Origin of the sequence: Phyllobacterium sp. 22552 (genome assembly GCF_052044585.1) — a bacterium.
Taxonomy (GTDB): Bacteria; Pseudomonadota; Alphaproteobacteria; order Rhizobiales; family Rhizobiaceae; genus Phyllobacterium; species Phyllobacterium ifriqiyense.
Genome location: NZ_JBQENG010000008.1, coordinates 211,454 through 233,807, shown reverse-complemented (window position 1 = coordinate 233,807; position 22,354 = coordinate 211,454). Strand labels below are relative to the sequence as shown.

General features: G+C 54.5%; 27 protein-coding genes. 13 read left to right on the top strand and 14 right to left on the bottom strand.

Going from position 1 to position 22,354, the window contains the following annotated elements:
- The first annotated feature begins 30 nt into the window (after positions 1-30).
- The 6 genes from ACTJI9_RS19155 to fae all read left to right on the top strand — a co-directional run bounded on the left by ACTJI9_RS19155 (position 31) and on the right by fae (position 5,422).
- A complete protein-coding gene (locus ACTJI9_RS19155; protein WP_440810264.1) occupies positions 31-927 on the top strand; it encodes an NAD(P)-dependent methylenetetrahydromethanopterin dehydrogenase in 897 nt (298 codons plus the stop codon).
- The gene (locus tag ACTJI9_RS19150) at positions 893-2,026 is read left to right on the top strand and encodes an ATP-grasp domain-containing protein (protein WP_440810262.1); all 1,134 of its coding nucleotides are present in this window, start codon (positions 893-895) and stop codon (positions 2,024-2,026) included. The genes ACTJI9_RS19155 and ACTJI9_RS19150 overlap by 35 nt, the downstream gene beginning before the upstream one ends.
- A complete protein-coding gene (gene mch / locus ACTJI9_RS19145) occupies positions 2,023-2,976 on the top strand; it encodes a methenyltetrahydromethanopterin cyclohydrolase (protein WP_440810259.1) in 954 nt (317 codons plus the stop codon). The genes ACTJI9_RS19150 and mch overlap by 4 nt, the downstream gene beginning before the upstream one ends.
- 11 nt (positions 2,977-2,987) lie before the next feature.
- Complete coding sequence (locus ACTJI9_RS19140) at positions 2,988-3,902, top strand: ATP-grasp domain-containing protein (RefSeq protein ID WP_336441655.1); 915 nt, start codon at positions 2,988-2,990, stop codon at positions 3,900-3,902.
- A complete protein-coding gene (locus ACTJI9_RS19135) occupies positions 3,899-4,762 on the top strand; it encodes a triphosphoribosyl-dephospho-CoA synthase (RefSeq protein ID WP_336441654.1) in 864 nt (287 codons plus the stop codon). The genes ACTJI9_RS19140 and ACTJI9_RS19135 overlap by 4 nt, the downstream gene beginning before the upstream one ends.
- A 153-nt stretch (positions 4,763-4,915) precedes the next feature.
- Positions 4,916-5,422 (top strand): formaldehyde-activating enzyme, encoded by a 507-nt coding sequence (fae, locus tag ACTJI9_RS19130; protein WP_115054086.1) that lies wholly within the window; start codon positions 4,916-4,918, stop codon positions 5,420-5,422.
- Positions 5,423-5,559: 137 nt separating this feature from the next.
- On the opposite strand, the gene ACTJI9_RS19125 is transcribed toward fae, so the two are convergent.
- Positions 5,560-6,258 carry a HisA/HisF-related TIM barrel protein gene (locus tag ACTJI9_RS19125; protein WP_336441653.1) on the bottom strand — a complete coding sequence of 233 codons (699 nt, stop codon included), beginning with the start codon at positions 6,256-6,258 and terminating at the stop codon, positions 5,560-5,562.
- Positions 6,259-6,285: 27 nt separating this feature from the next.
- Here ACTJI9_RS19125 and ACTJI9_RS19120 point away from each other — a divergent pair, with 27 nt between their 5' ends.
- Positions 6,286-7,350, top strand: coding sequence for a hydantoinase/oxoprolinase family protein (locus ACTJI9_RS19120; protein WP_336441652.1), 1,065 nt, complete (start codon positions 6,286-6,288; stop codon positions 7,348-7,350).
- A 13-nt stretch (positions 7,351-7,363) separates the two neighbouring features.
- Here the strand turns inward: ACTJI9_RS19120 and ACTJI9_RS19115 are convergent, their stop codons facing one another.
- Genes ACTJI9_RS19115 through ACTJI9_RS19095 form a run of 5 tightly spaced genes read right to left on the bottom strand, consistent with a single transcriptional unit; the run spans position 7,364 to position 11,669 of the window.
- On the bottom strand, positions 7,364-7,927 hold the full coding sequence (locus tag ACTJI9_RS19115) for a DUF447 domain-containing protein (RefSeq protein WP_336441651.1): 564 nt from the start codon (positions 7,925-7,927) through the stop codon (positions 7,364-7,366).
- Positions 7,924-9,324 (bottom strand): DUF6513 domain-containing protein, encoded by a 1,401-nt coding sequence (locus tag ACTJI9_RS19110; RefSeq protein WP_336441650.1) that lies wholly within the window; start codon positions 9,322-9,324, stop codon positions 7,924-7,926. The genes ACTJI9_RS19115 and ACTJI9_RS19110 overlap by 4 nt, the downstream gene beginning before the upstream one ends.
- Positions 9,317-9,868: a flavoprotein gene (locus ACTJI9_RS19105; protein ID WP_336441649.1), complete on the bottom strand. Its 552-nt coding sequence runs from the start codon at positions 9,866-9,868 to the stop codon at positions 9,317-9,319. The genes ACTJI9_RS19110 and ACTJI9_RS19105 overlap by 8 nt, the downstream gene beginning before the upstream one ends.
- Positions 9,865-10,500: an amino acid kinase family protein gene (locus tag ACTJI9_RS19100; protein ID WP_337353247.1), complete on the bottom strand. Its 636-nt coding sequence runs from the start codon at positions 10,498-10,500 to the stop codon at positions 9,865-9,867. Before ACTJI9_RS19100 ends, ACTJI9_RS19105 begins: the two co-directional genes overlap by 4 nt.
- Positions 10,497-11,669: a (5-formylfuran-3-yl)methyl phosphate synthase gene (locus tag ACTJI9_RS19095; RefSeq protein ID WP_440810253.1), complete on the bottom strand. Its 1,173-nt coding sequence runs from the start codon at positions 11,667-11,669 to the stop codon at positions 10,497-10,499. The genes ACTJI9_RS19100 and ACTJI9_RS19095 overlap by 4 nt, the downstream gene beginning before the upstream one ends.
- Positions 11,670-11,918: 249 nt before the next feature.
- On the opposite strand from ACTJI9_RS19095, the gene ACTJI9_RS19090 reads away from it, so the two are divergent.
- From ACTJI9_RS19090 to ACTJI9_RS19065, 6 genes are read left to right on the top strand one after another with little or no spacing between them, the layout of a single operon-like run.
- Positions 11,919-13,058 carry an ABC transporter substrate-binding protein gene (locus ACTJI9_RS19090; RefSeq protein ID WP_440810250.1) on the top strand — a complete coding sequence of 380 codons (1,140 nt, stop codon included), beginning with the start codon at positions 11,919-11,921 and terminating at the stop codon, positions 13,056-13,058.
- 28 nt (positions 13,059-13,086) lie between these two features.
- The gene (locus ACTJI9_RS19085) at positions 13,087-14,064 is read left to right on the top strand and encodes a YVTN family beta-propeller repeat protein (RefSeq protein WP_162802554.1); all 978 of its coding nucleotides are present in this window, start codon (positions 13,087-13,089) and stop codon (positions 14,062-14,064) included.
- Between the two features lie 27 nt (positions 14,065-14,091).
- Positions 14,092-14,589, top strand: coding sequence for a hypothetical protein (locus tag ACTJI9_RS19080; protein ID WP_115053901.1), 498 nt, complete (start codon positions 14,092-14,094; stop codon positions 14,587-14,589).
- A gap of 41 nt (positions 14,590-14,630) precedes the next feature.
- Complete coding sequence (locus ACTJI9_RS19075; protein WP_440810246.1) at positions 14,631-15,437, top strand: ABC transporter ATP-binding protein; 807 nt, start codon at positions 14,631-14,633, stop codon at positions 15,435-15,437.
- Entirely contained in the window at positions 15,434-16,285 is an 852-nt protein-coding gene (locus tag ACTJI9_RS19070) for an ABC transporter permease (protein ID WP_440810243.1), read from the top strand. Before ACTJI9_RS19075 ends, ACTJI9_RS19070 begins: the two co-directional genes overlap by 4 nt.
- Complete coding sequence (locus ACTJI9_RS19065; protein ID WP_440810240.1) at positions 16,282-16,911, top strand: hypothetical protein; 630 nt, start codon at positions 16,282-16,284, stop codon at positions 16,909-16,911. Before ACTJI9_RS19070 ends, ACTJI9_RS19065 begins: the two co-directional genes overlap by 4 nt.
- Here ACTJI9_RS19065 and pqqE read toward each other — a convergent pair.
- The 8 genes from pqqE to ACTJI9_RS19025 all read right to left on the bottom strand — a co-directional run bounded on the left by pqqE (position 16,901) and on the right by ACTJI9_RS19025 (position 22,221).
- Positions 16,901-18,013: a pyrroloquinoline quinone biosynthesis protein PqqE gene (gene pqqE, locus ACTJI9_RS19060; protein WP_440810237.1), complete on the bottom strand. Its 1,113-nt coding sequence runs from the start codon at positions 18,011-18,013 to the stop codon at positions 16,901-16,903. The two genes, ACTJI9_RS19065 and pqqE, sit on opposite strands and share 11 nt — an antisense overlap.
- Positions 18,013-18,309, bottom strand: a complete 297-nt coding sequence (pqqD, locus tag ACTJI9_RS19055; protein WP_440810234.1) for a pyrroloquinoline quinone biosynthesis peptide chaperone PqqD — start codon at positions 18,307-18,309, stop codon at positions 18,013-18,015. Before pqqD ends, pqqE begins: the two co-directional genes overlap by 1 nt.
- Positions 18,306-19,061: a pyrroloquinoline-quinone synthase PqqC gene (pqqC, locus tag ACTJI9_RS19050; protein ID WP_440810232.1), complete on the bottom strand. Its 756-nt coding sequence runs from the start codon at positions 19,059-19,061 to the stop codon at positions 18,306-18,308. The genes pqqD and pqqC overlap by 4 nt, the downstream gene beginning before the upstream one ends.
- The gene (gene pqqB / locus ACTJI9_RS19045; protein ID WP_115053908.1) at positions 19,058-19,993 is read right to left on the bottom strand and encodes a pyrroloquinoline quinone biosynthesis protein PqqB; all 936 of its coding nucleotides are present in this window, start codon (positions 19,991-19,993) and stop codon (positions 19,058-19,060) included. The genes pqqC and pqqB overlap by 4 nt, the downstream gene beginning before the upstream one ends.
- 95 nt (positions 19,994-20,088) lie before the next feature.
- Entirely contained in the window at positions 20,089-20,184 is a 96-nt protein-coding gene (locus ACTJI9_RS19040) for a pyrroloquinoline quinone precursor peptide PqqA (protein WP_115053909.1), read from the bottom strand.
- Positions 20,185-20,260: 76 nt separating this feature from the next.
- Positions 20,261-20,770, bottom strand: a complete 510-nt coding sequence (locus ACTJI9_RS19035; protein WP_440810230.1) for a PQQ-dependent catabolism-associated CXXCW motif protein — start codon at positions 20,768-20,770, stop codon at positions 20,261-20,263.
- A gap of 61 nt (positions 20,771-20,831) precedes the next feature.
- Positions 20,832-21,689: a substrate-binding domain-containing protein gene (locus ACTJI9_RS19030; protein ID WP_440810418.1), complete on the bottom strand. Its 858-nt coding sequence runs from the start codon at positions 21,687-21,689 to the stop codon at positions 20,832-20,834.
- A 7-nt stretch (positions 21,690-21,696) separates the two neighbouring features.
- Positions 21,697-22,221 carry a c-type cytochrome, methanol metabolism-related gene (locus ACTJI9_RS19025; protein WP_115054090.1) on the bottom strand — a complete coding sequence of 175 codons (525 nt, stop codon included), beginning with the start codon at positions 22,219-22,221 and terminating at the stop codon, positions 21,697-21,699.
- Between the last annotated feature and the right edge of the window lie 133 nt (positions 22,222-22,354).

Here is a 22,354-nt window from a genome sequence, read left to right as displayed (position 1 = left end):
TGGGCACCACCATTGTTAAGGAACGGAAAATTGAGCCGCAAAACCATCCTCCACATGCTGACACCTCTCCGGCAAATGAGCCCATTTGACGTCAATATGGCGCTCGACGCAGGTTATGACTCAGTGATGGCCTATACCGATGTTACTCTTGCTGATGTCGGAAATCTTGTTCAGGACGCTATCTTCTCCCGTCCTCCCGATGCCGGCGTCGCGACAGGCATATTTTTAGCCGGCAAAGATGCGCCGGTGGCGCTCGACATGCTCAACGCGGCAAGAAAAGCAATGGTTCCGCCCTTTGCCATCTCGGTGTTTGCCGATCCAGCTGGGTCCTTTACCACCGCAGCAGCTATGGTTGCCAAGGTTGAAAAAGCGCTGGCGAAATATCATGACCGCAAATTGAAAGACACAAGAATTGCGATCTTTGGTGCAACTGGTGTTGTCGGATACTGTACAGCCGTTATCGCGGCGGAACACGGTGCAAAGGTCACGATCGTTGGGCACGATGGAATGGAACGCGTGAAGACGCTTGCCGCCTCCATGAAAGCCAGGTTCAATGTCACAGTGGACCCAGTCGACGGTTCGACGGAGCCTCGTAAGAAATCAATCCTGCAGGAGGCGCAAGTCGTCTTGGCGGCGGCAAAGGCTGGTGTGCAAGTCCTATCAATGACGCAGTTGAAGGCAGCAACTGCGCTTCTTGTGGCGGCAGATGTAAATGCTGTCCCTCCGGCAGGCATTGAAGGCCTGAAGGTCAACGCAAATGGCGAGCCACTCAATGCGACCAATGCCGTCGGCATTGGTGCACTCTCGATCGGCAACATCAAATACAAGACTCAAGCTGGTTTGTTCGAACAGATGATCAAGGCGAAGAAACCTGTCATCTATGATTTCCGGGATGCGTTCACCCTTGCTCGCGATCTTGCCAAATAGCGCGGTTCTGATTGCCGCTGTTTCGGGACGTGCTCTGGCTGCAGCAGCGCGGCGAGCGGGGCTGCGCCCTTTGGTAGCCGATCTCTTCAACGACAGCGATACTCTGGCTCTTGCCGAGCGGGCGATCAAGCTTTCTGGAAGCCTGCAGGATGGAATCGGGGAAGTGGCGCTTCTTGAAGCGTTGAAAGAACTGGCGGGCGACGAAATGCCGGTTGCACTCATCTACGGTTCCGGATTCGAGGCCAACCCGGGCGTGATCGATGCGATATCGCGCAGATTTGCCGTTGCCGGAAACAGTGCGCAGACCATCCGAGCGGTAAAAGATCCGGTCAATCTGCAACGGTTATGCCGCCAAATCGGCATTCCGCATCCGGCAATTGCTTTTGAAGCTCCCAACGATCTGAAAAATTGGCTGGTAAAGCGCTCAGGCGCCGCAGGCGGCTCTCATGTCAGGCAGGCGTGCGACAGCTCCATCGGTCGGCAGCATTACTATCAGCGATTTATATCCGGCAGAAACCTTTCGGCATTGTTTCTGGCTGATCGCAAACGAGCCAACATGATCGGGTTCAGCCGCCAATGGGTCTCTCCAACCAGTCAAACTCCCTTTCGGTATGGTGGGGCGGTCCGGCTCGGCCGTTACGACAGAAAAAAAGCGGCTCTGATTGAAACCTGGCTCAATGCCCTGGTTGAGATAACCGGTCTCGTTGGATTGTGCAGCGCCGACTTCATCGATGATCGGGATTTGCATCTCATTGAAATCAATCCGCGCCCGGGAGCAACGCTTGATATTTTCGACTGTGAAGAGACGCCGCTCCTTTTGGAGCATATGCGCGCGACGATTGGATCGGATATTCAGATTCCGTCCTATGCAGGTTCCAGTGCATCGGGGATCGCCTATGCCGACAAGGCGTTAGGATCGTTTCCCGATGTCAACTGGCCAGTTTTCACGGCCGATCATCAGATATCGGGGACCGCACTGCAGGCGGGCGATCCCATTTGTACAGTCTTTGCCACGGCTCCCTCCGCTTCTGCAGCGATGAAAGCCGTGAAGGACCGCATCAAACAGATTGCGGTTAACTGGAGGGAGGAATATCGATGAAAAATGGCCATGCCTATTTGAATCACAGCGCGCAACAGCTGACCATCAGGATGATTGAGGACGCTTCTAGGCTGGGTATTTTACATAGCCGCGGCAGTCTCGGCGAGCAGCTGATAGATGCGGGGGCAAACTGCCAAGGTGGCATTGAGGCCGGGTTGCGTATTATCGAAATCTGTTTGGGCGGGCTCGGCACGGTATCAACGGTGATGAACAATGACCCGTGGCCCTACGCCCTGACAGTGCGCTCGTCACAACCCGTCCTTGCATGCCTTGCAAGCCAGTATGCGGGGTGGAATCTCTCGCATGAAGAATATTTCGCCATGGGTTCTGGTCCGGCGCGTGCACTGGCACGTGTCGAGCCACTATTCCAGGAAATCGATTATCGCGAACCCGATGCAAAAGCTTCGGTTGTCATCCTGGAGACGGCAAAACCCCCACCCCCTGCTGTTGTCGACAAGGTTTCCAAGGCAACGGGCATTGCCCCCGATGGGCTGACGTTCATCTATGCTCCAACGCAAAGCCTTACGGGGGCCGTGCAGATCGTTGGCCGTGTGCTCGAAGTTGCCATGCACAAAGCGCATGATCTGGGGTTTGCCTTGAATGATATTGTCGACGGTATTGGTACAGCCCCCATTCCTGCCCCGCATCCGGATTTCCTGACGGCCATGGGTAGGACGAATGATGCGATCATCTATGGCGGAACCGTGCAATTGTTCGTGAAAGGTGATGCGAACGCTGCCCGTCAACTGGCCGAACAGCTGCCCAGCCATACCTCGCACGATCACGGCGAGCCATTCGCCGATACATTCAAGAAGTTCAAAGGAGACTTTTATGCCATAGACCCGCGTCTTTTCAGTCCTGCCCGGGTCATTGTCACGGCGATTGAAACGGGCGATACCTTCCGTAACGGCAGCATCCACCAAAAAATGCTCGAGCGGTCACTGGGTTAGGGCAGAAGATCATGGCAGAAACGATACTCATTCTTTCCGACCGGATCGACCGGCAAGTCAGGGAACTCCGGACGGCACTGCGTAAGCGTGGCATAACCGTTTTGACCTATCCGCTTTCGGATATCGGCTTTGACAGCCGCTACCCCTCCGGCATTGCGATCCCTGGCATGAATGGCGTTCTGCCGGATGCTTCTATTGTGCGTTCGATTTCTTCAGGAACATTTGAAGCAATCACCCGCAGGCTTGGCGTTTTGCATGCGCTCGCTCATCTCGGCGTGCCCGTGTGGAATTCGGCAAAAGCCGTCGAGCGATGCGTCGACAAATCCACGACCACATTCTTTCTCACACAGGCTGGCTTGCCAACTCCCGAAACCTTTGCCGTGGAAAGCCTCGCCAATGCCAGGGCCGTGGCAGTGCGCGAGCTGACCAAGGGACCACTGGTGCTCAAACCGCTTTTCGGCTCGCAGGGGCGCGGAATCCGGCTTATTCAAAACATTGACGATCTGCCCGATCCGGAAGAAATTGACGATGTCTATTATCTGCAGCGTTTCGTGGCACGATCGGGTGCACCTTACTGCGATTACCGGGTTTTCACTTGTGCCGGCAAGGTGCTCGGCATGATGGAACGCCGCGCCGAAGGCTGGATAACCAATATCGCCAAGGGTGGGAAAGGACAGACTGTCGTCGGGCCATTGCGGGCGGAGTTGGAAAAGCTGGCTCTTGCCGCCTCTGCCGCCATCGGGACCGACTTTGCCGGAGTTGACATTATTCCGGCATCGGATGGCAGGCTTCTCATTCTCGAGGTGAACAGCATGCCCGCCTGGACCGGATTGCAGTCTGTCGTTCCTATACGGATCGCGGAAAGCATTGCGGATGCCCTTGTCTCCATGATTGCGCCAGGTTTATCCGAAAGACCTGCGGCGTGACTTTGACGAGGCAACAGGTCAGGCGAGCCTACATCTATGCGTGCTATCAGGAAATCGAGGCTCTGAAGCCAGGCAATGTGCATCGTTTTGCCGATGGCCACCGTATGACTGCTCAGCAATTCCTGGCCAGTGCACAAGTGTCTGCAGCCCCGATATCCAATCGCGCCCTTTCCGTTGGAAAGCGGATTCTGGATGCCGTCAAGGCGACGTCGCTCAAGGTCGGTACGAACACCAATCTTGGAATTCTTCTCCTTTGTGCGCCTTTGGCGAAAACTGCTGAAATGTCGGCAGGCGACCTTGAAACCGGGATAAAGGCGACCCTGCAAAGCCTGGGTACAGAGGACGCCCGCAATATATTTGCCGCCATTGTGCATGCGCGCCCGGGCGGGCTTGGTTCAGCGCCCGAGCACGATGTCAACGATGCGCCCGACGTATCACTGCTGGAAGCAATGGGAGCTGCTGCGGACCGCGACATGATCGCTCGGCAATATGTGACCGATTTTTCCGACATTCTTGATGGAGGGCTTCGGGCACATATGGCTGCAATGGACTGTGGTGAGCAGCACATGTGGCCGACCGTTTTTGTCTACCTTCATTTCCTTTCAAACTTTGTGGACAGTCACATCGTTCGCAAGCACAGTGTCGCAATCGCTGAACAGACGAGAAATGAAGCGCGGCAAATCCTGGATAAAGTACGGGGCATTCGAGATGGCAGGGAGCGTGAAAAACTGCTCCTTTCCTTTGATGCCAGGCTAAAGGCTGCAAACGTCAATCCTGGAACATCGGCAGACCTGACCGTGGCATGCCTTTTTGCATTCAAACTCAACTGGCTCTTGCATAATGGCCATGTTAATGCTTGAATTTAAGCAGCGGATTTCATCCGCTGCTATCTGGCCAACCGACCCCATCCAAGGGTGCTGTGAACAAGGATAGCTGTCCATCGAGAGTCGTGTCTCGAGTGTACGGCGTCTGTGGACATACCTTTTGGAAACGGTTTAGGGAGGAATTTGGCCGTGGCAAAAATCAATAAAGTTATGGTTGGCGAATCGCTGATTGGCGATGGGAATGAAGTTGCGCATATCGATCTGTTGATCGGGCCGCGTGGCAGCGCAGTTGAAACAGCATTCTGCAATGCTCTGACCAACAACAAGGACGGGTTTACGTCTCTTCTTGCGGTCATAGCGCCCAATATGGCCTGCAAACCGAACACGATCCTGTTCAACAAGGTGACCATTAAAGGAGCAAAGCAGGCTGTCCAGATGTTCGGTCCCGCACAGCATGCTGTGGCGAAGGCTGTTCAGGACAGTGTTGCCGATGGCACAATCCCGGCTGACGAAGCCGATGATGTCTTTATCTGCGTTGGCGTCTTCATTCACTGGGAAGCAGAGGATGATGCCAAAATCCAGGACTTTAACTATCGCGCGACCAAGGAAGCCATCGAAAGGGCGGTGACCGGCAAGCCTACAGCGGCGGAAGCAACTGCAGCCCGCGATTCAGTCAAGCATCCATTCAGCGCTTAGACACGAGACAACCCCGCACAGAGTTCGCCCTCTGTCGAAACCGATGGCCTGTTGCGCCGGTTGGCAAAACGTCTGGGTTTTTGAACTGAAGATTGGGGGGAAATGGCAATTTCTTCCCAATCCTTGTCTGACTATAATCACTGGAGGAGACTGGCAATCGCCTGCCGGTTCAATGTTCCATCGTGCAGTGATGTCGCTACGAGCGCGCCGGAAATGCCGATCTCCTCCAGGCGCTCGAGATCGTGGATATTTCGGATACCACCTGCAGCCATGACAATGCGCCCGTCGGCTCGTTGTTTGATTGCTTTTAGCCGGTCGAAATCCGGCCCGATACCGGCTCCAATGCGCCGAAGGGTCATAACGATAATGCGCTCGGGCCAGTCTAAATTGCTTTCAAGAATAGATGAAGGTCCGATAAACTCATCACCGCGAAAATCCAGCGACAGAACCAATTGTGCGTGGTTGCGCAAAGCTCGAAGCACGGATGCATCTTGCTGAGATTCAGACCCAAGAACGGGGCAGATACCCCTCTTGGCCAAAATTGTCTCAAACTGATGCAACTGCGAAAAACCGGCATCGAGCCATATTTTGTAGCTGTCGAGGAGAGGCTCAATCCTGGCCAAGACGGTCTCTGTTGAGTCACGGTGCAAAATTGCGTCGAGGTCGGCAATATAAAATGCTTCGAATGGATGGACTGTCCGCAAGCCGTTGGCGACATCCGGCAGCCGGGCCGTTTGACTCAAGGGTGTCTCAATCGGGCGATAGCATTCGCGCTCACCCATGCGAGCACGAACAACAAACCCATCTTTAATGTCGAGTACTGGAATGATATGCACGTTAAGAATCCAAGGAACAGTCTGTCCATGAAATCCCGATTTGCCAACGAAAGAAAGCCCCTGATCAATGGTTGGGATATTGGCGGTGCGCATCTCAAGATGGCGCGGTGCGAAAACGGCATGATCGTTTCGGCTGAAATTTTCAAAACACCTCTGTGGCTGGGATTGGATCAAACGCGCAATGCCCTGCGTGCAATCCAACCTGTACCGCAAAAAGATGTGTTCAACATCTTTACTATGACTGGTGAACTTTCCGATACGTTCGCTTCGCGGGATGCGGGCATCGCAGCCTTGCTTGATTTTATCGAAGAAGAGTTTGGTAGCAACAACACACTGATTTACGCTGGCCGCGCGAACTTCTGCTCAATCAGCGCCGCGCGCAAACTGGGCGGCGACATTGCTTCAGCCAACTGGCACGCCACATCCTCGCTCACCGCAAAGTTGGCCGGTAATGGCCTGTTTGTTGATATGGGCTCAACGACAACGGATATTCTGGCATTTAAAAATTCTGAACTGGCCAATATTGGCTATACGGATGCCGAGAGACTGCTCAGCGGCGAGCTGGTCTACACTGGATTTTCCCGTTCGGCACTCATCGGCATAGCAGCGCTGGTTCCCGTGCGCGGTGCCATGACACCCCTGATGAATGAATATTTCGCCAACACCGCCGACATTGGCCGCATTCTGGGCACTCTTGAAGAGACGGATGACAAATATCCGTCTGCCGATCGTCGACCGAAAACCCTGGCGGACTCCATGGAGCGCATAGCCAGAATGGTTGGACGGGATCGAAGCGATCTCGATGATCAAGAATGGATGGAGATTGCACGTTGGTTCAGCGAGCACCAGCTACGCATGATCCACGACGGTGCTTTTCGTGTTGCACAAATACTTGGACCTGATGGCTCCGCCCCCGTGGTGGGTGCAGGGATCGGCCGTCCGCAGGTCGCTGCATTGGCCAACCGATTAAACCGGCCCTATCTTGATTTTGGCACATTGATACCGGCGAGCGACAATGTCCGTGAAGCAGCCGCCAAGGCGGCGCCGGCCGCGGCAGTCGCCGTTCTCGGCTCAATTCATCTGCAATCGTGACCCTACCTTGCCATTAACTTGCCGGTTGCTGATCCGTGACTTTTTGCATGAGCCATGACCATGCCTCAAGCTCGTCCGGACCCGCGGTTTTTTCGATAGCGATTTTCAGATAGTCTATCTCTGCGGCAACCTTTTCGGGCGGTAGCATTTGCAGGCGGCTGACCAGAATGGCAAGCTCCAGAACCGCCGCCTTGGCACGGTTCAGCCCCGTATAGGGAGCATGTATCGCCTCTGATATAACCTTGCAGATATGCCGGGGCCGCAATTCATCATTTTCAACGGAAACCACTTCGAGGACAGAGTGGCTTAGGGCTGACTTAAGTCTGGGAACGGGACAATCATCTATCGGGACCGTCGGCCAATCCTTGCGGCCGGTAAGACAACCGGCGAAAATTCTCATGTCATCGGTGTAGTTGGCTATGGCAAAAGGCACGGCCGCCAGGTTTTCCAGGGTTTTTGAGGGTCGGAACGGTGCTATTATCCAGCCTTGACCATGCTGGATAATGCCCAGCGGCGCAATGTGGATAATGCCGTCGCCACTCATGGTTGTGACGATTGTTTCCCTGATATAGGTCAAGTCGTCTTGTCCTTTTTTCCACGAAGCGTATGTCCCGCTTCCGCCAGCCTGAGGCGATCTTTTGGTTTGACCGGTGTGCCGACACCCCATTCAAGTGGTTCGTCCTGACTATAGCGCTTGCCAAGTTTCCATGCGATCTCGGCCTTTGTTAATTCCGCTCCCAGATAAAACGCATGCGCGCCATCTGCCTCAACGCCCAGAGCGGGGAAAAACTCGAATGCATCCTGTTCCACGCTGTGCCCCTTGGAATTGAACACATGCACACCATCAGGCGCCGTCATGATCCGGAAATTGGCATCGCGCACATCAGCAGCCAGGGTGGCAATATCCTGTACACTGCTGGGATAGGGTTTGCGGTCATGCACCTGCAGCAGCCCGGCATCATAACCGCGAGGCAGGGAATGATCCTGTTTGGCCGCGAACATGATACGGCGGGCGCGATCATGCTCCTCGACGGTACGGACGGTATGCGGGCTGACATTGACCACCAGTACATTGCCGATCGAAAGCTCCGAACAGATTCCTGCAAGCAGAGCGGTGACACCGGATGAATCGGCATCGGTAAGTTCGGTAAGATTGCCTGTACCCATCATCATGGGAATGGTGGGCCAGCGGCGGCGCGCCTCCAAAAACCGCCCGATCGACTGGCTGAAACCGAAGTGAATTGGGTCGAGCACGGGATCAGCAATGAAGCTGATCTTTGCGGCTTGCGCAGCCGTGATTGCCCTGCCAAGAGAGTCAAGATCGCCAGCATCGGCGGGAACGAGAACCGGCGTAACGGGATATCTGGTTGCCAGTTGCAGGGTATGTTCGTTCAAGCTGAGAAGAAAATCAGCCCCGGCCGCCGCGCCCGTCTCCAATTCTTCAACATTGGCTGAATCAACACTGACGGACAGGCCTTTTTTCTTCAGGCTGCGCACGGCACCGGCAAGATGCGGAAAGGGTGTTTCAGGCAGGCAGCCCAGATCAATCACATCGGCACCGGCATCGGCCAACTGCATTGCCCGCCGCATAAGTTCATCCAGGGAAAGCGATGATGCATCGACTATTTCAGCAAATATCCGCATGTCGTGGCCGGATAAATCCACCGGTTTTCCTGCCCGCCCGAGAAAGGCCGGCAGATCGGCGACTTCATCGGGACCGCGCATGAACGCGATGCCGTAGTGCTGGCTCAAACTGTCAAGCTTGCCGCGATAGCGGCCCGGAAGAATAATGCGGTCGGCTTTGATCGGCATTTTCAGGCGCCGCACGATGATATCTTCGGTCATCAGGGCGGCAACCTTGACCCCTATATCTACGATCTCATAAGTGAAGGCAGACGTATCGATGCCCGCAAGAATGCGCTCCAGTCTTGCATGAGCCAGATGCCCGGTAACGAAAATCAGGTGTTCACTCATCACCACCAAGCTCGCTTTGACGGCGTTCGATCACCTCCACCAGCTCGGCCAGGGATTCCACAACCAGCGTCCGTTCGTAGTGCTTGAGTTTTCCCGTATTCTCAAGATCGATGGGTCTGGGATAGACCTTTACCATGCCGCCGGGGGCCATCGTTTCAAGTTCAGGCGCAGTATCACAGGCGAAAACGATACTGGGTATCCGGCATTTTCCCGCTTGCGCGTATACGTTGGTCGGCAGCGAATCCGATATCCCGGCCACGCACTTTGCCACAGTGTTCGAGGTTGCCGGGGCAATGACCGCCGTATGATACACACCCGAATAAAAGCCGCCGACGGGTACGGAACTTGCAGTCTTGTCGTGGAGAACGCGCGTCGTGGCGGGAAAGTCCAGTTCAAGTTTATACATGCGCAACACTTCATTGGCCGCCTTTGAGACAAAGACATCGCAATGTCTGAGGGTGCGGATCAGTTCGAAACTCTCGATGAAGAAATGTCCTGAGCCTGTCAGCGCCCAAGCCCAGCGCGGTGTATGCAGTCGGGTCATCGCAGGCTCATCGCTTCAATTTGTCTGTCCTGCAGGATTAAACTGCCCGGTATCTTCGTCAACGGCAAATCGAGCCAATTCATGATTTGCGGGCCCACAATATGAACGCGGATATCGCCGGTGAGCATGGCCGTCAACATGCCATCGACAATACCGGCCGCCGCAAGCTCCTCGAGCGTTGAAAAATGCTGATACTCATCCGTCTGCTTAATGAGAAGCATATCGTCAGCGCTCAAGAGGCCAGCCAGCCAGGCAGATAGACTATCCGAGGTGATATCCCACGAACAGGGAATATCGGCAGCGCCGATCGTCATCGTCGAGGGAAGCCACACCGGCGTGTGCCCCATATAGAGGAATGCCTCGATTTCGTGAACTGTGCGCGCCATACGCAGGCTGGGATGACGTTCCGCAATGGCAATACCAAATTGGTCCATGGCAAGGATCGCCATGGCATGGGCCGCCTGATCGGAGTAATCGAGCCGGCGCTGCGATATCCGCACCTGGTCGGCAAATGGTCCGCCACCCGGCACGATAACGACCGGAAATGCCGCATTTACGATGGCATCGATCCAATGCTGCATCTGCGTTTCGCCGGCCGTGCTCCCCCCAAGTTTCACGATGGCAGGTTTCATGGCGATTTGTGCCCGATCTGGACAGGAGCGCCCCTCGGCTTGACCAACGAGGCTTTTATTTCATTTTTGCGCTCGATTTCCACGCCGACGCCCCCGGCGCCCAGTTCAAGTTTTTCCGCACGCACCGTGACCTGGGTAACCCGCGGATTTTCAAGAATGAAGGAAGCGATCTGCTCTGCAAGCGTTTCCACCAATTCCACATGTCCACGGCCCACAATAGCGCGAATCCCGTCCATGATCAGGTCGTAGGATACAACATGACGCATATCTTCGGGGTTGCGGGTTACACGCAAAACATCAGCCGTGACATCAAAACTGACATTTTGGGATTTCCCGTGCTCGAAGCTGTATGCCCCGATCTGCACAGGCAGGACAAAGGCACGAACGAATATCTTGTCGGTGCCAAGTCCAGCCTGTGCGGGATCGGGATAATATCCCCGGGCAGCCAGCAGCTTGTAGTCGACCCTGGCCGGCGGCCCGTTCTCCTGCACGGCGGGAATGAGGCCGCGTATTTTTATTGCGGCACGAAGATCGATGGCCGCAGTGCGGTCACGCCCCGAACACAGCGCGCCGCGAAAACCGAGATAGTCCGGACTATAAGCCAGAAGCCTGGGAACGTCCGGAGCTTCGAGCGATCCCGCCACTCCGACCATCAATCCGCGCGCCTGGCCTTCCGTGATAAAATTGCCGATCTGGTCGGGCGCCATATGAGCGAGCAAACGTCCCTTGGACTTGTCTGCGGTATCAATCATTACACCGTGGAAGCCATTTGCCTTTAGCCGGTCAAACAGGTCACTGCCATATTTGTCCTTGTAGTCGGCAAACAATACGCCGATCAATTTATTGTGTGTAGCAAGAGATCTCAGTGCCTCCATGCAACGACTCAAATTCGGAGACGGAAAAAAGCCGATCTTGATATAGTCGGCACCCGTGGCAGCAAAACGCTCGGCCGTCGCCCTGATGATTTCAGGGTCCATCGGAAGGTCGCCGCAGGCGGCGCTCACTGCGCACCTCCCATCAACAAAATCAATAACTTCCAATACTTTGGCGGGATCAACGGCACCAAGCGCCCCATTTGCCGGATTCTTCAGGTCGATGATATCCGCCCCGCTCTGGAAGACGAGTTCGGCTTCCTCGCGGTTCTGAACACTGGCCAACATTCTTGCCATCACAGCACACCCCGGGCACGACGAAATCCGTCTGTTTTGAAAGAAAAGCTGACATCAAGGGTTGAGATTATAGCGGGGTTGTTTACAACCATTTTTGGGCACCTCTGTTCTTGATCAACCGCCATCACATGAATGGCGGCATGTATGAATGGTATGGTTATGAAGAGTACGGTGCCAATCACTCTCACGTTTTTATTCGGCTTTTTTTTGCAGTTCGTCAACGTCTGTGAGCCATACGCTCAAAGTTCCTTGACAAACAAGGCAGCAAAGCCCGTCGTGGAAACCCGGATTGGCTATCTGCGCGCTTATGAGCCGCAACTGGCGCTTTCGGTCCTGAATGTTCCACCCCGTGACGAAGGGGTTGCCGGTGCGAATGTCGCTGTCAACGACAACAACACGACGGGGAAATTTCTTGGCCAAAGCTTTGTGCTGGATGTCTTGGAAACAAAGTTCGATGCCGATGTGGTCCCCGCATTCAGGCAGATGGTGAGCCGGGGTGACCGTTTCATCCTGACCGACATTTCCGCAAAGCAACTATTGTCCGTTGCGGACATTGCAAAAGAAGCGGGTGTCGTCCTGTTCAATGTTGGCGCAACGGACGATATCCTGCGCGAGGAGGAATGCCGCGCCGATATTTTTCACACAGCGCCCACACGGACAATGTTGGCCGATGGACTGGCGCAATATCTGGTGTGGAAACAATGGCGCAAATGGGTTCTGCTTTATGGCTCCCATGAACGGGACGGGCTTTATGCGCAAGCAGTACGACGGGCAGCCACACGATTTGGCGCAACCATCGTTGAAGAGCGCATATACGAAGATAAGGGGACTGCCCGCAGAACCGACAGTGGTATCGTGCAGGTGCAAAAGCAGATGCCGGTCTTCACCCAGAACCTACCGGAGCATGATGTTGTTATCGTCGCAGACGAAAGCGAAGTTTTCGGCAGCTATGTTCCCTATCGCACATGGACACCCCGACCCGTCGCCGGAACGGCCGGTCTGATCGCGTCCAGCTGGCATCCGGCCAGCGAACAATGGGGCGGAACCCAGATCCAGAACCGCTTCAACAAAACGATCGGCCGCCGGATGCTTTCCAAAGACATGCAGGCCTGGACCGCTGTACGCATTCTTGGCGAGGCAACAACGCGCGTCAAATCCAACGACCCAAAACAGGTTGAGGATTACCTTAAATCGCAGGATTTTTCGATTGCAGCCTTCAAGGGACAAAAGCTCAGCTTCCGCGACTGGAACTGGCAGCTGAGGCAGCCAATCCTGATTGGCGACGCTGACGGAGTTGTCTCGACATCGCCCCAGGAAGGGTTTCTGCATCAGTTTTCGGAACTCGACACGCTGGGAGTGGATCGGCCTGAGACAAAGTGCCGGCTTTGATCACAACGCAACTCAAGGGGAGGACAAAATGCACCGACACATGTGCCTGCTTGCTGCGGCCGCAGCAGCAATGCCGTTTCTTATACAGCCCGCCTGGGCAAACATGGTCTACGTGTCTAACGAAAAGGACAATACGGTCACCGTCGTTGACTCCAAAACCATGGAGGTGGTCAAGACGATCAATGTCGGACAAAGGCCGCGCGGCATTACAATATCTCACGACGGAAAACTCATTTACGTGTGTGCCAGCGACGACGATACAGTCGAGATCATAGATGCTGCCACCAACGAGATTGTTGGTTCTTTGCCGTCAGGGCCGGATCCTGAACTTTTCGTCCTGTCACCAGATGGCAAGACGCTTTACGTTGCCAATGAGGATGACAATCTGGTGACCGCGATCGACATTGAAGGAAAAACCGTCATCGCCGAGATCCCGGTGGGGGTGGAACCTGAAGGAATGGGCGTTAGTCCCGACGGAAAAACCATTGTCAACACCTCTGAAACCACCAACATGGCTCATTTCATCGATACCTCGACGCATGAAATCACCGATAATGTCCTGGTGGATTCCCGCCCGCGCTTTGCCGAATTCAAACCGGACGGATCTGAGGTCTGGGTCTCGGCGGAAATCGGCGGCACCGTCTCCGTGATCGATAACAACACGCGTGAAGTCAAACACAAGATCACCTTTGAAGTGCAGGGCCTGCGCTCCGAGCAAATCCAGCCCGTAGGCATACGCATCACCGCGGATGGCAAGAAAGCCTATGTGGCACTGGGCCCTGCCAATCGTGTTGCCGTGATCAACACGCAAACCTACGAGGTGGAAAAATATGTACTGGTTGGCCAGCGTGTATGGCAGCTCGCCTTCCTGCCTGATGGCAAAACGATCATCAGCACAAATGGCCTATCGAATGACATTACCTTCATCGACACTGCGACCGACGAAGCGATCAAATCCGTCACGGTCGGACAATTGCCGTGGGGCGTTGCCGTATCGCCGAACTGACATGAGCTTTCAAGGGAGGATAGACAAATGACCAACTACAAGACACTGGCATTGGCGGCACTTTTTGGTGTTCTGATTGCTCAATCGCCGGCATTCGCACAGGCCGATGACGATGATGACGATGACGCACAGGCTGCCCCGAAGACGGAGACGCAGGCCAAGGCGCCGGCCGTGACCCGCGCCAGCAAAAACGTGCCGGAGCTCATCCTTGGCTCAAAAGATGATGAGTTTACCGTAAACCAGAAGGATTTCGAGCTGGTGGCAGGACAGGGATACCGTTGGAAGATCACGTCCGCGGCAGGGTTGGAATATAAGTTTGCAACCGATCTGTTCAGGAATGTCTGGATGAACCAGATCGTCATCAATGATCTCGAAGTCCATATGAACGGCGCCCCGGCCTGGCTGGAATTTGATGCGCCCGGCACCATCAATGTCCAGTTTACCGCCGTGCGTCCGGGCAAGTATACATGGTCGGTGCCCGACCTTGCTGACAAAGGCATGAAGGGTACAATAACTATCAAATAGCAGCCGTGACAGGCGATTGCACACGACCAGGGGGAAATTTGATGGTTACGAATGCCGGACTGAAAGACATTCCCGGCAAACCCTTGCCTGAAACCGATATCCCGGCGCTCGAGTTGGTTTCGGTGAGTTATTCCTATGGTAAACGCCAGGCGCTTGACGATGTCACGTTTTCGATAGCGCCTGGTACTTGTGCCGTGCTTTTGGGATTGAACGGCGCCGGCAAGACCACACTTTTCTCCCTTATCAGCCACCTTTACGCAACGCGTCATGGCCACATCCACGTGTTCGGCCACGATATAGACCGCAGACCCGGCAATGCATTACGGCACTTGGGTATTGTGTTTCAGGCGCGCACGCTTGATCTTGATCTTTCCATATACCAGAACCTGTCTTACCACGCTTCGCTTCATGGCATAGGAAAGCGGGATGCAGACCGGCGCATCCACGAGTTCATGCAGTCCATCGATATGAGCGACAGGCTGCATGAAAAGACCCGCAGTCTTTCGGGCGGGCAGATAAGGCGAGTGGAAATCATTCGTGCATTGATCCACCGACCCTCCCTGCTTCTCCTCGATGAAGCAACAGTGGGCCTGGATATCAAATCCCGCGCAACGATCCTTGCCGACATTCGCAAGCTCGTCCAGGAAAAGAACATAAGCGTGCTGTGGGCTACGCATCTCATCGATGAGGTTGCCTACGCCGATCAGATCATCGTGCTCAACCAGGGCAGGCTCGTCGCGAACGGACCAGTGGGCGAAGTGGTAAAGGATGCGGGAGCGCAGACGATCAATGAGGCCTTTTCACGGCTGACAGGCGTTCTGGCGCTCGATACGGGGAGGCAATTATGAGTCAGGCCGCAGCAGGCAATGTTCCGCACAATCGTTTTGGGACCGTGCAATATCTAACATGCCTGAAAGGCATTCTTGTCCGCGAGGGCTTGCGCTATCTCAATCAGCGCGAGCGATTTGTTTCCTCTCTGGTGCGGCCCTTGTTGTGGTTGTTCATATTTGCGGCCGGGTTTCGTCAAGTGCTGGGTGTCTCAATCATCCCACCTTATCAGACCTACGTACTTTATGAGGTTTATATCACACCGGGATTATGCGGGATGATCCTGTTGTTCAGCGGAATGCAGTCATCGCTGTCCATGGTTTATGACCGTGAAATGGGCAATATGCGTACCCTGCTCGTCAGCCCGTTTCCGCGCTGGTTCCTTCTGGTTTCCAAATTGCTTGCTGGCGTCGCGGTTTCAATCATCCAGGTTTACGCTTTCCTTTTTGTGGCCTGGCTGTGGGATGTGAAAGCGCCGGTACAGGGTTACTTTCTGATCTTGCCTGCCTTGTTCCTCTCGGGAATGATGCTGGGTGCCCTCGGCATGCTGCTTTCCTCCCTGGTCAAGCAGTTGGAAAACTTTGCGGGTATCATGAATTTCGTGATCTTCCCGATGTATTTCGCTTCATCCGCACTTTACCCGCTCTGGCGCGTACAGGAATCGAGCCCCCTTCTTTACAAGATATGCCTGCTTAACCCTTTCTCCTACGCTGTAGAATTAATCCGCTTTGCATTTTACGGGCAGATCGAATGGCTGTCTCTGGCTGTCGTTTGCAGTTTTATAGTTCTCTTCATCGCTGGTGCAATTATTGCCTACGACCCCTCAAGAGGCATTGTTGTCAAAAAACAAGAAGGAGGCAACACATGACCCGGACTGCCTTGGGAGCCATGATCGTCCTGTGCGCCAGTGCGGCGTCCATATTTCCAGCTTTTGCTGCAGCCAATAACGATCCAAGCTGGCCCTGCATTCAACGCAAGGTTCCGGCTCTTTCGATTGCTCAGGTCTGGGATGGTCCGGATATCCCCGAAGCGGCGGCAAAATGGAATACAGATTCGCAAATCCAGGAACTGGTCAGCGAGCTTGCAGCACGGCGTTTACCGCTCGAGGATGCGCAGAAACGGATCACTGAACTTGCCGACAGTCTCCCGCAGGAGGAGGTCAACAGCAAGATGTTTCTGCTGTTCCAGGGATTGTTCGATACGCTTAACGGTGAGCGCGTGCAAGTTATGGCGGGGATTTCCCGTTATGCGGCAAAGCAGAGGGATATGGCGGTTGATCTGCGCCGGGAAGCCTCCAAGGTTGATGCGCTACGCGCCAAGCCCGGTACGGACCCAGAAGAACTTGATCGACTTGATCAACGATTGACATGGGAAACACGCATCTATGACGAGCGGGTGCATTCGCTGACTTATGTCTGCGAAGTGCCCATCATCATCGAACAGCGTCTTTATGGACTATCGAAGACGATTACCGGAGCCCTGATCAAACCATAGGCTCGCTCATACGCCCTATTCGGCGATAGGCAAATGTGCCGTCAGATGATTTCGTACCGGTGGCCTGGTCGATCAACGCTCCCATCCGATCATGGAATGGCGACTTGATGCATGCGGGATCGCTCGCAGCAGCATCACCTGCAATGGCCATAGCCTGGCAGCGGCACCCTCCCCAATCGATCTCCTTGCGCTCACAGCTTCTGCAGGGTTCCTGCATCCAGTCTGTACCGCGAAACGCTTTGAACGCTGCAGAATCGTGCCATATCTCACTCAATGTCCTGTCTCCAAAGCGCTCGAACTGCAAGGTCTTGATTGTAGCGGCAGCATGGCATGGCAAGACGGTTCCATCCGGAGCAACCATGAAAGCATCGCGTGCCCAGCCGCCCATGCAGGGTTTGGGGTAGATGGCGAAGTAATCGGGCGTGACAAAATCAATGGTCATTATGCCACGCAACCGCTCTTGTGCTTCTTCAACGATCTGCACCTGACGCTCTACCGCAGCAGGCTGCGGCATGAGAGCATCACGATTAAGGAGCGCCCAGCCTGCATATTGCACATTGGCGATCTCCAGCCGTTCGGCTCCAAGATCAAGCGCAAGATCAATAAAATCCGGCACCTCGTTCATGTTATGACGGTGGATGGGGGCGTTTATTGTCAACGGCAACCCTGTTGCCCTTACGCGCCGGGCAGTTTCAATTTTCTTCTCATGAGCCCCGCGAGCGTTTCCGATTTTCTCCGTCGTGGTGGCAAACGCGCCCTGGAAGCTGAGCTGTATATGATCGAGCCCGGCTTCGACCAGCGCCTCAATGCGTCCTTCGGCGATTCCAACACCGGCGGTAATGAGGTTGGTGTATACACCCCGCCGGGCAAGGCAACGGATAAGTTCCACAAGATCGGTCCGCAATGTCGGCTCCCCGCCCGAAAGGTGCACCTGCAGCACACCGAGATCCGCGGCCTGCTCGAAGAGTGAAATCCAGCCGCCGGTATCCATTTCGCGGTTAGCCTTGAGAAGCTCAACAGGATTGGAGCAATATGCACATTGCAACGGACACCGATGGGTAAGCTCTGCCAGCATACCTATGGGGGGAAGTACAGGTTCCATTACAACTCCACCAAAAATTTGTCGGACCATTCCTGCAGGAAGCCCGTTACATCCAAAGTGATCTCTGTTTCACCCGTTCCGTATTGGTCTGCAAGGATGGCAATCATTTGCGTAACCTCATTGCGCCCGTTGCAAAGCCGCAAAATGTCAAGGCTGACTTCGTTGGGCCAGAATATCCGTTCTGGTGACAGCAAAGCCCATGCACCGCGCACCTTATCATACTGCAGCCTCGCATGCTTTTTCAGGGCTGGACGCGACTGAGGTGATACGATCGCACGGACGCGGGTCTCACTCATGATACCTCCGGGACGAAAGCGCCGGGGGGAATATTGCCCTTTTGTCCATAGGCATAGGACAGGGCATCGAGCATGGCCCATAATACATCACACTTGAATACAAGAGCATTGATCACTGCCTGCTGCTTTTCGGGAGTATTGGCATGCTCCATCACGTAAGCCAGCGCGCAATCCGAATCGCGGGAGGCGAGCGCCGGACGCTTGTCGAAATAGGCCAGGATGTCCTTTGTTATATAGTCATACTTTGCCAGCATTGCGGGCACGCGTTCGGTTATGATGACGGGTGAAAACAATTCGGTGAGCGATGAGGCGACCGCCTCCAGCATCGTTTTGTTGCTGCAGTAGGAAAGATATGCGCCAACGGCAAATCGTGTAGCCGGCAAAACTTTCCTCTCACTCTTGACCATGTCTGCATCCAGGCCCAGTCCCGTTGCCAGCTTGAGCCAGCGCGCAATTCCGCCATTCCAACCGTCATCACCGTCATGATCTTCGATACGCTTGCGCCATTGCGCCCGGAATTCCGGGTCTTCGGAGCGCATGAGGATTGCTGCATCCTTGCGCGGAATAACCGACTGATAGGAGTAACGGTTGAGCGCCCACGCCTGCATCTGCCCCTTGGTGAGGGCCCCGCTTGTCATCTGATGGTGAAACGGGTGCTTGTTGTGATAACGGGCAGCGCCAACCTCCCGGAGAACGGCTTCCAGTTCGCGGGGTGACAAGCCATTGCGTGCCGCATCATCAAATTCGCTCAAAGCCGGATCTCCATACCGTCGAATGCAACCTTCCAACCGGCCCGCACCACAGCAGCATGTTCGGGCGAAGTGGCATCCAGAATCGGGTTTGTATTATTGATGTGCACATATATCCGCTTCCTGATCCCAAGCGCACCGATCGCAGCCATGGAACCATCGTCTCCAGCGATGTGGATATGCCCCATACGTGCTCCGGTTTTTACACCGACACCTGCACGGATCATCTCGTCATCCGTAAAGACCGTTCCATCGAACAACAGACATTGCGCATTGGTCAGCCTCGCTTTCAGACACTCTTCTATGCGGGCACAGCCGGGAATGTAAAACGCCGCAGCACCGTCGGGCGATGAGATCTTCAGACCGACCGCGTCGCCGTCCTGTGTGCCGAAATTATTGTCGCCCAATGCCGGATCTTCAAGAAACAATGCTACTTTCCCGGGCACCGGAAAGGTCTCGACAGTGATTCCCGTCGTCATTGCATCAGTGCCGACAATCGTTGTTTGCCTGTTCAGGACAAGCTCCCGCCGTTCCACTATCGACCGGTCAAGAACTTTGAAAATCGAATTACTGTCGAGAACATCAAGAACACGGCGCGAAGCATAAAGCACAAACGGCTCACGCTCGCGCATGCTCAGCAGCCCGGCAATATGATCGACATCAGCATTTGTCAGTACGACAGCCCTGATGGGTGTCGAGCGCAGCGGGCCGTCAGGCTTGGGTTGCAGTTCCGGCGTTGCAGCAATTTGCTGGCGAATATCCGGAGAAGCATTAAACAAGATCCAATCATTCCCGTTCGCACTTGCGGCAAGACTCGATTGGGTCCGGGCGCGAACATTGGCTTGGCCATTCCATGCAGCACGGCTCAATCGGTAATTGCAATTCCATTGGGGAAAACCGCCACCTGCTGCGGAACCAATGATCTTTAATCGCATCAGGCTGTATTTCCTCATTGCCAGAATTTATCCGGCCTTGCATTCAATCAGAAGTCGTCGCCCCGCGCGAGCATCTTGCGCGGGGCGGCCGGCTGCTACTTCTTTGCCTTTAATTCTGCGGGCAAATAGCGTGTCAATTCCATGCCGGCAGCAACCTGGCACATTTCAGGTTTTTTCCATGTCTTCTTCATGCTTTCCTCCTTCTATATAAAGACCAAAGATTGATCTTTCTCCGTTACCATACGCCTTCTTGGCGCAGGATTGAAATTAATAGGGTTCATTTTTCCGTGTCGGCTGCTTTGCTGCAACCCAGCCATCCGTGCCCAACGGATACCAGAGAACCGCCTCATATCCCCACTCCACCGCCCGCTTGGCTGCATTCCATGACATCCAGCAATTCTCCATGCAGTAAAACAAGATCTTTCGCCGCTTGTCGTCTCCAAGCCGGGACATCAGCCCCTTACGGAAATAGGCTTCGGTCTCGCCGTTAATCACGCCATAACCCACATTCGCGAGCCAGATGCTGCCGGGAATATCCTCCCTTACCTTTTCCCTCCACACCGTACCCTGCGGCAGAGATGCCGGCTTTGGATCGTGAGGCAGTACATCGACAAAGACAGCTGCTTTGCTCTTCCACAATGCGATGGCCTCCTCAGTCGTGACAACCTGCGCACCCTTCAATGTTGCAGGCACTGGTGCCTTATAGTTTTCTAGCCTATAGCCTGCGGGCTCGGAAACGGTATCGTCCGCAAGGGCAGCCGTTTGAGACAACCCCAACAAAACCGCCCAAAAACCGAACCATGTCCACACCGTATTTTGCCCTCCTGACAAATGGTGGTTACTGCGTAATTGGCCTGTCTTTTTCATCGATCAGCGGCACCTGGAAATCCAATAATATCTTGTTGATCTCCTGCTGGTTTTCCCTGATCACCTTATTCAAGGTGCGTTTCCACTCCTGATCGGAAGGACGAACGCCCATGGTAATGCGATATGCCATATGCCGTGATTTCTCCTTCACCAAGGGGATCACCACCAGATCAGGATCAATTTCCTTTGCATAATAACCCGCCATCGGACCCCACAGCACTGCGGCCTCAATCAAGCCTTTTTTCAAGTCCTTGATCATCGTCTCTGCCATTGACGGCGCCAGACGCGTATCGACCATTAGCGGATAAGGCTGCACATTGCGCATGTAACCAGCCTTGGCAAGATTGGCTGCCGGGGGTGTGCCGGCAACAACGCCAATCCTCCTGCCGGCAAGCTTCTGGTCTTCAATGGTTTCCACACCATCAAGACCGGTATTTTTCTTGTAGATCAGCACATAAGTCGATCGGTAATAAGCATTGGTGTTCTGCACCAGCTCATCACCTTGAGCGTAACCGATGATGATGTCGCATCGATTGGCACGCAGCGTATTTCTGACAAAACCGGTTGCCATTGGATACCATGTATAGGCAACTGATTTCCGCCCGGTCTTGGCTGCAACGAGCTCAGCAAGTTTGTTCTCGAAACCTTTGCCTTTATCGTCGGAAAATGGCAGGTTTGAAGGATCAGAACAAACCCGCAAAACATCGGGGTCCACCAGCTCACCTGCCGTACCGAGGCCGGATTCTTGGGCAGACGCATTGAAGGACAGGCCGATCGCTGCACATGTAGCGAAAGCCATGACGATTTTTGCAAGTTGTGCCCGGTTCATCAGCATTCTAACCACCCATACAGGAGGTTTCGGCCTCTTTTGCGGCCTCCGGCTTATCTTCTTTCTTTGCCGGACGGCCGCGCGGGAGATCGCCGACTGCGCGTGCGCGCAAATAGACATAAAGATCATCCATATAGCAGTAAACGTTCTTGTTCTCGCCGAATGCGGGCATGACTTTTTCGTTCCCGGCGCTCAGGTTCTTTCGGCCCTCCGCCACGATCGACAGAAAATCGGCATAGGTCATTGTTTTCAGAGAATTTGCCAGGGCGGGAGCGAAAGAGGAGCCTGCGCCATCTGCACCATGGCACACGTTGCATTCGGAATTGAAGCGACGATATCCACTATAGGTGTACCAATCGACCGTTCCGTCTTCCTGTATCTTGAATGTAGGGTTTCCTTCCTTGTCGGCATATTTACCATTGTCCTGTGAGGCGACCGCAGCGGCGGCTTTGTCGTCGGCATGGGTACTGACCAAGCTTGCCAAGAGAGCAAAGCTGGCAGTTACGGCAAGAATCGTTAATCGGATCGGCATCAAGAAACCTCTCATTGCAACCTCGCCAGCGCTCTGGGAAGCCCGGTCAGCAGTTGCGATTGATCATTTGTTTGTCGGAGCCGCAAAGAACCCGGCCGGCATGGCCGGGTTCTTCTTTAGCGACCGCCTCAAC

Coding starts and splice junctions, on each gene's coding strand:
- pqqB (WP_115053908.1), bottom strand. CDS start 19,993: ATGCGATTAAAGATCATTGGTTCCGCAGCAGGTGGCGGTTTTCCCCAA.
- ACTJI9_RS19080 (WP_115053901.1), top strand. CDS start 14,092: ATGACCAACTACAAGACACTGGCATTGGCGGCACTTTTTGGTGTTCTG.
- ACTJI9_RS19120 (WP_336441652.1), top strand. CDS start 6,286: ATGAAATCCCGATTTGCCAACGAAAGAAAGCCCCTGATCAATGGTTGG.
- ACTJI9_RS19075 (WP_440810246.1), top strand. CDS start 14,631: ATGGTTACGAATGCCGGACTGAAAGACATTCCCGGCAAACCCTTGCCT.
- ACTJI9_RS19065 (WP_440810240.1), top strand. CDS start 16,282: ATGACCCGGACTGCCTTGGGAGCCATGATCGTCCTGTGCGCCAGTGCG.
- pqqE (WP_440810237.1), bottom strand. CDS start 18,013: ATGGAACCTGTACTTCCCCCCATAGGTATGCTGGCAGAGCTTACCCAT.
- ACTJI9_RS19095 (WP_440810253.1), bottom strand. CDS start 11,669: ATGGCAAGAATGTTGGCCAGTGTTCAGAACCGCGAGGAAGCCGAACTC.
- mch (WP_440810259.1), top strand. CDS start 2,023: ATGAAAAATGGCCATGCCTATTTGAATCACAGCGCGCAACAGCTGACC.
- pqqD (WP_440810234.1), bottom strand. CDS start 18,309: ATGAGTGAGACCCGCGTCCGTGCGATCGTATCACCTCAGTCGCGTCCA.
- ACTJI9_RS19040 (WP_115053909.1), bottom strand. CDS start 20,184: ATGAAGAAGACATGGAAAAAACCTGAAATGTGCCAGGTTGCTGCCGGC.
- ACTJI9_RS19110 (WP_336441650.1), bottom strand. CDS start 9,324: ATGAGTGAACACCTGATTTTCGTTACCGGGCATCTGGCTCATGCAAGA.
- ACTJI9_RS19140 (WP_336441655.1), top strand. CDS start 2,988: ATGGCAGAAACGATACTCATTCTTTCCGACCGGATCGACCGGCAAGTC.
- ACTJI9_RS19150 (WP_440810262.1), top strand. CDS start 893: ATGCGTTCACCCTTGCTCGCGATCTTGCCAAATAGCGCGGTTCTGATT.
- ACTJI9_RS19030 (WP_440810418.1), bottom strand. CDS start 21,689: ATGAACCGGGCACAACTTGCAAAAATCGTCATGGCTTTCGCTACATGT.
- ACTJI9_RS19085 (WP_162802554.1), top strand. CDS start 13,087: ATGCACCGACACATGTGCCTGCTTGCTGCGGCCGCAGCAGCAATGCCG.
- ACTJI9_RS19025 (WP_115054090.1), bottom strand. CDS start 22,221: ATGCCGATCCGATTAACGATTCTTGCCGTAACTGCCAGCTTTGCTCTC.
- ACTJI9_RS19100 (WP_337353247.1), bottom strand. CDS start 10,500: ATGAAACCTGCCATCGTGAAACTTGGGGGGAGCACGGCCGGCGAAACG.
- ACTJI9_RS19105 (WP_336441649.1), bottom strand. CDS start 9,868: ATGACCCGACTGCATACACCGCGCTGGGCTTGGGCGCTGACAGGCTCA.
- ACTJI9_RS19070 (WP_440810243.1), top strand. CDS start 15,434: ATGAGTCAGGCCGCAGCAGGCAATGTTCCGCACAATCGTTTTGGGACC.